This window comes from Gramella sp. AN32 (assembly GCF_023718305.1).
In the GTDB taxonomy this organism is placed as follows: domain Bacteria; phylum Bacteroidota; class Bacteroidia; order Flavobacteriales; family Flavobacteriaceae; genus Christiangramia; species Christiangramia antarctica.
In genome coordinates this window covers 224,485-234,127 of the sequence record NZ_QEYO01000006.1, presented here as the reverse complement: position 1 = coordinate 234,127, position 9,643 = coordinate 224,485, and the positions used below count along the sequence as shown (strand labels likewise).

The window sequence follows — 9,643 nt, the reverse complement described above, 5'->3', positions numbered from 1 at the left end:
GTGGTTTAATGCCTTCTCCTATAAGACGACACTGGTAGGTCGGTTCTACCATCTTAATTATAGTTCACAATGACTATTTATTGCCGGTCATTGCTTGCTCGGCACACTATCGCAAGTTGCGGGAGTAGGGATGCGAACTTGTCGGCTTAGCTCTTTTGTTTCTTGGTCTTTAAATATCACTTTTCACCGGAATACCCGCTATTTGCAGTTTACCGACTTTGTTGGCCACTGGCTTTTTCCGTTAATTGTCTTTTAAAACTACAAAACAAGAAATTCTGTGTTGTATGGAATGGAGTTATATGGTCTTCTTGTACACATCGAATTTTATAGAACCCATTCTCAAACTCCGAATTTAATTCCTCTTCATTGTATTGCTTAATTTCGAGTCCGCTACATTTTTCCGGGCCACTATGTGAAAATGTCCCGATTGTCAAGAATCCATTCACAGAATCTCTAGCAGTTTTTATATATTTTTTAATTTGTTCGGTCGTAGTCAGAAAATGAAAAGTTGCTCTATCGTGCCATAGATCAAAAGTCATTTTTGGTTCAAAGTCAGTTATGTCACTTACTATCCAATTTACTTTATTTGCCTTTTTGCCAAGTCGATTTTGTGCTTTTTTAAGTGATTTTTCGGAAATATCAAGCACAGTTATATTTTCAAATCCTTCGTCAAGTAAATAGTCCACAAGTTTACTGTCGCCACCACCTATATCTATTATTTTTGCAGTTTTTTTAAGCCCTAATGAATTGATAAATTCAAGTGAAGTTTTCGGAATTTCTTGTGTCCAACTTACTTGGTCTGGATTTTTAGTTTCGTAAACTGTCTCCCAATGTTTCTTTCTATTTAATCTCATTCTTATTTTCAGTTTTCCACTTGTGGCTAACGGCGGTCTCGTATAACGACAAGTGGCGCGGAGTATGGATGTTGAGTTGTCGGATTAACCTTTTGTTTCTTGGTTTTCTAAATTACACTTTTTCGATAAAACCCGCTATTTGCGATGAATCTTTGTTATAGAATTTTTTACCATATGGAATATCCAAATATTACTGATAATGTATTGTACTCTGAATAAGATGTTCGATAGCTACCTAATATTTCTCGACTAGTATGATATCTTAACTCCATACTATATTTGTTATTTTGTTTAAATCCTACTCCAAATCCTAAATTAGAAGATTTCGTAATTTCCAAATCTACACCTGAGCTGTAAGAAACTGCTGAATTCATTACGAAGTCAAGGTTGTAGGTAGCATTCAAGAAAAATTTTGACTTATCGTTCAGAAATAAATAATATCGTAATCCTAAAGGCAACTCAATTGAACTATAATCAACCTTAACACTATATGTCGCAAATTCTTTTTCAGATTTGAAATATTGGTATGTTGGCTCTATTATAAATGCCCATTTGTTTTTATTAAATGGCAAAACAACTTCACCTTCTATTCCTAATCTAAACCCTAATTTATCTTTAAAATCAACATTTCTAGAGTTCGATGCTGTATTTTGTATAGTTAATGAAGAACGGTTTATACCTAATCTAGGTGTCAAATTAAATAATTCTTTTTTTTGTTTCGTATCATAATCTGTCCAATTTGAATTGCTACATTCATTGTACAAGACAAATAGATTTATAAGATCTTTTTTATCATATTCTATAATCTCAATATCTTTAGTTTTAATGCTCTGACATTTTAGATCATTATGTAATTGTTGTTTAAAATGGTTATTCTCATTAATTATTCTTTCCCCATCTAATTGGTAGTTTTTAAAAATTAATGGCTCAATTTTATTAGAATTATCTTTACTATAAAAAAATCTTTTAACATTTCCATCTTCATAATAGTATAAATTGGCTTTGCCATCAACTAAGACTTCTAAAAAAACTTCTTCATTTTCAAAAACGGGATTTCTTTTGTTGCTCAAATGATTTGAATCTATACTGGACCTATCAATTTTTACAGTACTCCTAATGAATTTTGAATACTCATAAATACCAAATTCCTTAACTAGTTGAATTGTTGCTGTTTGTTGTTCTAAGTCTTTCGATAATTTGTATTTAAATTCTGTAGGATTATTCTTCCAATCCTTATTTTTAATTAGACATTCAATTTTCTGTTCATTATTATTAATATAGTATCCGTTTTCGAATGAGATTTGTGAATAACAATTTAGATTCAAAATCATTATTAAAAGAAATAAGAAATGTTTTTTCATTTTTATATTAAATTACCAGTTGTAAAATACCCCATAACTCCTAATATCCTCACCAAAATAATTTTTATGCCGGGACTCTCATAAAGCTAAACAAAAATAATAATTTTAACGCTTAAGTCTAAAATAGGTTATCAGCTAGTTATCAACCAATAACTACTTAAAATGTTAAGCTATTATAGGTGGGCCCTTATTTTCCCGAAGCCCGGGATTCATAATGAAATTCCATGGTAAAGTCCGCATACTCCGGTTTGGTAATTCCTTCCGCATACATCGTATTTTCCTTTTGGGTATATTTACTTAAATAAGCCTGGTTAATTCGTAATTGCATGGGATCATTCTTGCCCAGCTTTTCCCCTCGCACATCAAATACTATATCCCCAATTTTAATCTGTCCAATTCCAAATTTCAACATTTCGGTGTACCAGCTATGCTCACTTTGCCCCCAGCTCCTGGCAAAAAGCCTGTGTTCCACTTCAACGATCCAGATAGGCAAAAATACCTTTCGACTGCTTCCGCCTTTAATTTCGGTTAGGGTATTATTTTTTAAGTAACTGTAGATGTCCTGTGGAAACATAAAATCATTGGTTTAAGATTGAACACTTTGCTTTTTTAAAAATTTTTCCGGCACTAATGCATTAAATACCAGGGCGATCGCACCCACAGTCACCGAAACATCGGCCATATTAAAAATACCTGTGTGCAGCGGCCCCACTTCCATATACATAAAATCGGTCACAGAATTATACAGGACCCGGTCGATAATATTGCCAATTCCACCCCCAATGATAAAACTGATCGCTACAAAACTAAGCCGGGAAATCTCCTTCTTTTGCATAAGGTAATAGAACATATAGATCAAAATAAGCAGGGGTAGGATTTGGAAAATAAGGGTTTTTACAATAGGTGGAAAACTGGCACCAAAACTTAATGCCGCACCTGTATTCTCCACTTTTGTCAAAATAAAATTATCATTGACCACCTGCACTTTCTCGTGGGAAGCGATATTTTCCCGTACTTCCTTTTTACTAAGCTGGTCGCAGCTTATGTTAAGCATTACCAACAAAAGTCCCAGTGTGAAACGATACATCCTGTTTTGTGTCATCTTATTATTTATGTTTCTGGTCTATTAAAAATTGCTGGTAATCTTCAGGAGTATCCAGATCGATCAGTTTATTTTTAGCGGAAATGCTTATGACCTCCCCTGCCCTGTTCTTCATCATTTCCTTCGCCCCGCTATCTCCTTTTAAAGTAAGTAATTCTTTAAAAAAATGCGGCGGAAAGACAGCCGGAACTCCCGGGTGCTTTCCATAATCACTGGCAATGATCTTTTCTTTATTCCCTGCGGAAGTTTTTATTAATAGATTTAAATGTTCTGAATCTACCAGGGGTTGATCTGCCAGCATCACCAGTACTGCTTCCGGTTGATTTCTATCCTGAAGTATCGCTGAAATTCCCGCGGAAATTGAAGTTCCCAAACCTTCTTTCCAATGTGGGTTGACCACAACTTCAGCATTATGAAATGCTATCTGCTGCTGAATTTTTTCCCGGTTAGCCCCCAAAACCACTTTAGTAGCAGCAGCATCAGAATTTCGAGCAGTTTGCACAGCATGTTCCAGCAAATTAGTTTGGCCTAAGGGCAATAATTGTTTGACTTCCTGCATGCGGGAAGCCTCACCGGCGGCCAATATCAGAATACTAATTTCATTCAACGTCTTCATGTATTTTTCCGTTGATCTCGCGAAGATGGGCGATCTCTTTTTCGCGAATCACGCTTAATATTTCAGCAATGATGGAATTGGCAATTTCCTGTGGAGTTTCAGCACCAATAGGTAATCCCGCCGGACTGTAAATTTTATCCAGAAATTCCGCATCGGTTTCGGGTTCAAGTTCCAGTAATTCCTCAAAAAGTTTTTCCCTTCGGGTCACCGAACCCAGAATACCAATATAACAGGGATTCTTATCGCGTAAAGGCATGAGGAATTTAAGATCGGTCACATAACTGTGGTTCATCAAGACCACGGCGGTATTTTCATCGATCTTAAGTTGATGCAATTGTTCAGGAAACAAGTGCAAGATCTCTTTTGAACCCGGAAAGTTTTCAGCAAGTTTTGGATCTTTCGGCGAATCTACGATACTCACCTCCCAGCCCATCATCGCGGCCATAGAACATAGTTGTACCGCGTCATGTTCAGCTCCAATAATAACCAGTTTAAAAAGTGGCGACAATTCTTCTATAAAAATCTCAACCTCTGAAGATTCCTTCAGTGGAAAGTTTTCAGCAAAACTTATATTTTCACCATTCTCGAATTCTGCAATTGTTCCCAGCTTCTTGTTATTTTCAATATTTCGGCTAAATGCCGCATAGAGCTTAAATGAAATCCTCGCTTCAAAATGGGCTTCAAAGAGTTTTAATTCCTTTTCAGAAACTTCAAAAGGTTCCAGTAAAATATAGAGGATTCCTTCACAACCAAGCTTGTAACGACCATCATAGGCCATCATTTTTGGTATTCCGGTTTTAAAAACTTCCTGTGCCTGTAAAAAGATTTCCTTCTCCACGCAACCACCGCTTACTGCTCCGGCCATTTTTCCATTTTCGCTAATCAGCATACGCACCCCCGGTTTTCTATAAGAAGAACCCTTCAGGGCAACCACGCTGGCCATCACATTCCTAATCTTATCGCGGCTATTCTGAAAAGCGGTATAGATAAGTTTTTTAAACTCGTGGGTCATAGATTAGTATTTCTGCTCAAAAGCTAATGCAAAATAGCTAATTTTAAAATCTGTTAGAAATCCTGTGCCCTTTCTTTTGAAAGAACTTAAAACTTGAGTAGCTTCAACTTGTAAAAAAAAGATTGCGGGAAGCATTAATAATGCACTAAAAATACAGGTTTTCCCTACAGTTTTTACTACATTTAAAAAAACGAAAATGAACATTCTTCTATTTGGAATCACCAGGGATATTGTGGGCAGGCATCAACTTGATGGCGAAGAATTTAAAGACCTTAGTACGGTGGGGGATTTAAGAAATCATCTGCAGCAAAAATATCCTGATTTACAGAAACTTTCCTCATTGAATATTGCTGTAAATGAGGAGATGAGGGAAGATTCATTTATAATCTCAGGCCGGGACGAGATCGCATTGATCCCACCTGTAAGCGGAGGATAATGGAGACAATTTTAGAAATTTCGGAACATATCGATCCGTCAACAGTATATAGCGAACTTTCCCATCCCGAAAGCGGCGGGATTTGTGTATTTGTAGGTGCCGTGCGTGGAGTAACCAAAAAGGAAAAGGTGACCTCACTCTTTTTTGAAGCCTATAAAAGTATGGCTTTAAAGGAAATGCAAAAGATCGCCGATGAAGCCAAAGAGAAATGGAACCTGAACAAACTGGTCATGAAACATGCGGTGGGAAAGAAAAATATTGAAGAACCAGTGGTGATAGTAGGGGCTTCCTCTGCCCATCGGGATGATTGTTTTAAAGCCTGTAGATTTCTAATCGATACCCTAAAAGAAAATGTTCCTATCTGGAAAAAAGAATTTTTTGAAAATGACGAAGTTTGGGTGAGTTCCCATCCTTAAATGAAGAATTGAATGCTCATAGATAACCACAATCGTGTTGTAGATTATTTGCGCCTCGCGGTGACAGATCGTTGTAACCTGCGCTGCAATTATTGTATGCCTGCGGAAGGCATTGATTTTGCGGATAGGAAAGATCTTCTAAGCTTAGATGAGTTGTTTAGTTTGAGTAAGATTCTGGTAGAACAGGGAATTAGAAAGATCCGTATTACGGGTGGTGAACCTTTTATGCGGAAGGATCTTATGCAGTTGCTTAGAAAGCTGAAAACCCTGCCGGAACTTGAAGATATCAGTATTACAACCAACGCCACACTTATTGGCGATCATATTGAAGAATTAAAGTCGCTTGGGATCAAAAATATCAATGTGAGCCTGGATGCCATTCAGGAAGAAACTTTTAATAAAATTACACGACGCAAGCAGTTTAAAGTCGTTCAGAAAAATCTTTACAGATTGATCGAAGAAGGTTTTACGGTAAAGATCAATTATATCGTTCTGGATGAGCAAAATATTCAGGACATGATTCCCGTTTTAAATACGCTAGTTAAGGATTATCCGGTTGCGGTTCGGTTTTTAGAAGAAATGCCGTTTAATGGTGGGAGTAAAACTTTTCAAAGCATCAAGTGGAACCATAAGAAGATCTACGATTATATCTCTGAGAATTTTAAAAATATCACCCCGCTCATTTCGGAAAAGACTTCTACCTCCAACAATTATAAAATCGAGGGATATAAAGGCAGTTTTGGGATCATCCCTTCCTTTACCCGAAATTTCTGCGGAAGTTGCAATCGCTTAAGGGTTACTGCTACAGGCGATGTGATTACATGCTTATATGCCCAGGCCAGTACGAATCTACGCGATATCTTACGCAGTCCTTTTGCTGAAAAGACCGTTCGCTATGAAATTTTAAAAGCGGTGGGCAGTCGCGCTAAAGACGGTTACGAAGCTGAAGCAAAAAGTGACAAAATCTTTTCAAATTCAATGACAAGTATTGGTGGATAAAGCACTTACACATATCAACAAAGAAGGGAATCCGCAAATGGTGGATGTTTCCGAAAAAAAAATAAGCACCCGAACCGCTAAGGCGTCCGGGAAAGTAATTTTTCCACAAGAGATTTTTGAACAATTAAGCAGGGACAATTTTTTGGGAAAGAAGGGTAGCATTATGCAAACCAGCATTATTGCAGGTATCCAGGCGGTTAAGAAAACTTCAGATTTAATTCCGCTTTGTCATCCCCTTCCCGTTTCCAAAGTTGATATCGATATCATTCCGGGTACAAATTTGCTGGAAATTAGGTGTGAGGTAAAATGTACCTCGCAAACCGGGGTGGAAATGGAAGCGCTCACCGGCGTCTCTGTGGCAGCTCTTACCATTTATGATATGACCAAAGCCCTTTCTCACGATATACAGATTACCGATATAAAACTGGATTTAAAAACAGGAGGAAAAAGTGATTATGAAAACTAAAATTTTCGGACTCATTCTTGCCGGCGGCAAAAGTACGCGTATGGGCAAGGATAAGGGAAATATCGCCTATCATTCCCAACCCCATAGGGAACATTTATACAATTTGCTCAAAGAAGTTTGTGAAGAGGTTTTTATGAGCATACGTGAGGAACAAACTAAAGAACTAGCTCAAAATTTTAAAAGCATTATTGATACGAATGAATTTCGGGGCCCCTTTAACGGCTTGCAAAGTGCGCATCAAAAATATCCCGATGTAGCCTGGCTCGTGCTGGCTACAGATCTCCCACTCATTGACTTAAAACATATCAAAAAATTAATTGCAGAACGGGATCCTGCCAAACCCGCAACAGCCTTCGCCACCAGGGAATCTGGATTACCGGAACCGCTATGCGCGATCTGGGAACCGCACGGATTGGAAAAAGGTAAAAAATATCTGGAAAATGGAATAAATTCCTGTCCGCGTAAATTTCTCATCAATTCTGATATAAAACTGGTCTTTCCGGAAAATGATCAGGTTTTAATCAATGCCAATAGTTTACAGGACCTTGCAGAAGCACAAAAAATCATAGCAAAATCTTGAACGATGACCGTTACATAAGGCAAACCACACTCCCATCTTTTGGTAAAGAAGGTCAGGCAAAACTGGCCTATTCCAAAGTTCTGATCGTTGGCGCAGGCGGACTCGGAATTCCGGTTTTGCAGTATTTAAACGCCATGGGCGTGGGAACACTGGGGATTGTTGAAAATGACAGGATAGATATATCTAACCTGCAACGCCAAACCTGGTATGCGGAAACCGATATTGGCAAGCCAAAAATTGAGGTTATCGTAAAAAAATTAGAAGCCCAGAATAGCCAAACTTCAATTATTCCTTTTGCTGAATTTTTTAATAAAAATAACGCGGAACGAATCGCTAAAGATTTTGATATTATCGTGGATTGCAGTGATAATTTTGAAACGCGCTATTTGATCAATGATGTTTGTATTTTACAGCAGAAATCTTTTGTATATGGAGCTTTACATGCGTTTGAAGGTCAGGTTTCCGTGTTTAATTTCAAGGGAGGGCCAACCTACCGTTGTCTTTTTCCCAACCAACCAACTTTTTCAGAAATCCCCGATTGTAATGTTAATGGGGTTTTAGGGATTATTCCGGGAATTATTGGAAATTTTCAGGCGCTGGAAACTATAAAGATCATAACCGGACTTGGAAAGCCGCTTTCGGGAAAATTGATGATATATGACGGACTAAATCAATCCATCCAAAAAATTGGATTTAAACTGGATCCCAAAAATCTGAAAATAAAAGCTTTATCTCATTCTTACCATATTTCAGAAGAAAATTTGGATCTGGAAAAATTGCTTTCTTCAGAAATGATCATTGATGTGCGCTCACCAAATGAATTTGAGAAAGAGCATTTACCCAATTCCATTAATATTCCTCTGGAAAATCTGGAAAATTCTGCTTCTGAAATAAATAAGAATACCCAAATCTTACTGGTTTGCCAAAGCGGCGTGCGGAGTTTAAAAGGAACAGAGATCTTAAAAAATATAGGATTTAAGGCGCTTAAGAATTTCCCGGGGGGAATGAATAATTATAAAACGCATGTCGCTAGCCAACGCTGATCTTTTATTAATTTGTTTAGGTTTTTTTGTGATCGCCACGCTTTATTCTTCTATTGGTTTTGGAGGCGGTTCCAGTTACCTGGCCTTGCTTACACTCTTTTTCGTAAGTTTTTTTACCATACGATCATCCGGACTCATTTGTAATCTTATCGTTGTAAGCGGGAGCACCTTTCTCTATTACAAAAATGGCTATTTTAATCTGAAGAAATTCCTGCCTTTTATTATCACCAGTATACCTCTGGCATTTCTGGGCGCCACGTTTAGGTTAAAGGAAGAAGTATTTTTTAGTATTTTAGGAGTGGCCCTTGTATTTTCAGCAATTTTCCTAACCTGGCAAACACTTAACGACAAGAATACAGATGAGAAAATTAAAAAATATCCTGCATTTTTTCCATATCTTATCGGAGGCGCAATAGGCCTACTTTCTGGTTTAGTGGGTATTGGCGGCGGAATATTTCTTGCCCCGGTCCTTAACCATTTAAAATGGGATAAATCTATCACTATAGCGGCTTTAGCCAGCTTTTTTATTCTGGTCAATTCCGTCTCAGGATTAGGTGGACTCATCTCCAACAATACTCTGGAAATCCCTCTTCCTGAAATTCTATTTTTAGCCGTGGCTGTATTTTTAGGCGGGCAATTAGGAATTCGCTTAAGTTTGAAGAAACTAACCGGAAAAAGCATAAAATTATTCACCGCCATGCTTGTTTTCATTGTGGGCATGCGCGTTTTAATCGTAAACGGAATTCAATTTTTTTAGA

13 protein-coding genes are annotated in these 9,643 nt (G+C 37.5%); 7 read left to right on the top strand and 6 right to left on the bottom strand.

The genetic code is table 11. From position 1 onward, the window contains the following. Nucleotides 1–209 precede the first annotated feature (209 nt). From DHD80_RS09370 to DHD80_RS09345, 6 genes are all read right to left on the bottom strand, one after another. Entirely contained in the window at nucleotides 210–854 is a 645-nt protein-coding gene (locus DHD80_RS09370; protein WP_251740903.1) for a class I SAM-dependent methyltransferase, read from the bottom strand. A 167-nt stretch (nucleotides 855–1,021) separates the two neighbouring features. Beyond that, entirely contained in the window at nucleotides 1,022–2,215 is a 1,194-nt protein-coding gene (locus DHD80_RS09365) for an outer membrane beta-barrel protein (RefSeq protein WP_251740902.1), read from the bottom strand. Nucleotides 2,216–2,402: 187 nt separating this feature from the next. Next, the gene (locus tag DHD80_RS09360) at nucleotides 2,403–2,789 is read right to left on the bottom strand and encodes a DUF2255 family protein (protein WP_251740901.1); all 387 of its coding nucleotides are present in this window, start codon (nucleotides 2,787–2,789) and stop codon (nucleotides 2,403–2,405) included. Between the two features lie 12 nt (nucleotides 2,790–2,801). After that, entirely contained in the window at nucleotides 2,802–3,317 is a 516-nt protein-coding gene (gene lspA / locus DHD80_RS09355; protein ID WP_251740900.1) for a signal peptidase II, read from the bottom strand. 4 nt (nucleotides 3,318–3,321) lie between these two features. After that, the gene (locus tag DHD80_RS09350) at nucleotides 3,322–3,933 is read right to left on the bottom strand and encodes a nucleotidyltransferase family protein (RefSeq protein ID WP_251740899.1); all 612 of its coding nucleotides are present in this window, start codon (nucleotides 3,931–3,933) and stop codon (nucleotides 3,322–3,324) included. Continuing rightward, nucleotides 3,917–4,945, bottom strand: coding sequence for an XdhC/CoxI family protein (locus DHD80_RS09345; RefSeq protein ID WP_251740898.1), 1,029 nt, complete (start codon nucleotides 4,943–4,945; stop codon nucleotides 3,917–3,919). Before DHD80_RS09345 ends, DHD80_RS09350 begins: the two co-directional genes overlap by 17 nt. Nucleotides 4,946–5,141: 196 nt before the next feature. On the opposite strand from DHD80_RS09345, the gene DHD80_RS09340 reads away from it, so the two are divergent. The 7 genes from DHD80_RS09340 to DHD80_RS09310 are packed head-to-tail and all read left to right on the top strand — an operon-like array spanning nucleotide 5,142 to nucleotide 9,642. After that, entirely contained in the window at nucleotides 5,142–5,381 is a 240-nt protein-coding gene (locus DHD80_RS09340; RefSeq protein WP_251740897.1) for a MoaD/ThiS family protein, read from the top strand. After that, nucleotides 5,381–5,797 (top strand): molybdenum cofactor biosynthesis protein MoaE, encoded by a 417-nt coding sequence (locus DHD80_RS09335; RefSeq protein WP_251740896.1) that lies wholly within the window; start codon nucleotides 5,381–5,383, stop codon nucleotides 5,795–5,797. The genes DHD80_RS09340 and DHD80_RS09335 overlap by 1 nt, the downstream gene beginning before the upstream one ends. A 12-nt stretch (nucleotides 5,798–5,809) precedes the next feature. Further along, nucleotides 5,810–6,796, top strand: a complete 987-nt coding sequence (gene moaA / locus DHD80_RS09330) for a GTP 3',8-cyclase MoaA (RefSeq protein WP_251740895.1) — start codon at nucleotides 5,810–5,812, stop codon at nucleotides 6,794–6,796. Next, on the top strand, nucleotides 6,789–7,262 hold the full coding sequence (gene moaC, locus DHD80_RS09325) for a cyclic pyranopterin monophosphate synthase MoaC (RefSeq protein WP_251740909.1): 474 nt from the start codon (nucleotides 6,789–6,791) through the stop codon (nucleotides 7,260–7,262). The genes moaA and moaC overlap by 8 nt, the downstream gene beginning before the upstream one ends. After that, nucleotides 7,252–7,842: an NTP transferase domain-containing protein gene (locus tag DHD80_RS09320; protein WP_251740894.1), complete on the top strand. Its 591-nt coding sequence runs from the start codon at nucleotides 7,252–7,254 to the stop codon at nucleotides 7,840–7,842. The genes moaC and DHD80_RS09320 overlap by 11 nt, the downstream gene beginning before the upstream one ends. Beyond that, nucleotides 7,839–8,885 (top strand): HesA/MoeB/ThiF family protein, encoded by a 1,047-nt coding sequence (locus tag DHD80_RS09315; protein WP_251740893.1) that lies wholly within the window; start codon nucleotides 7,839–7,841, stop codon nucleotides 8,883–8,885. The genes DHD80_RS09320 and DHD80_RS09315 overlap by 4 nt, the downstream gene beginning before the upstream one ends. Next, a complete protein-coding gene (locus DHD80_RS09310; RefSeq protein ID WP_251740892.1) occupies nucleotides 8,866–9,642 on the top strand; it encodes a sulfite exporter TauE/SafE family protein in 777 nt (258 codons plus the stop codon). The genes DHD80_RS09315 and DHD80_RS09310 overlap by 20 nt, the downstream gene beginning before the upstream one ends. Nucleotide 9,643 lies beyond the last annotated feature (1 nt).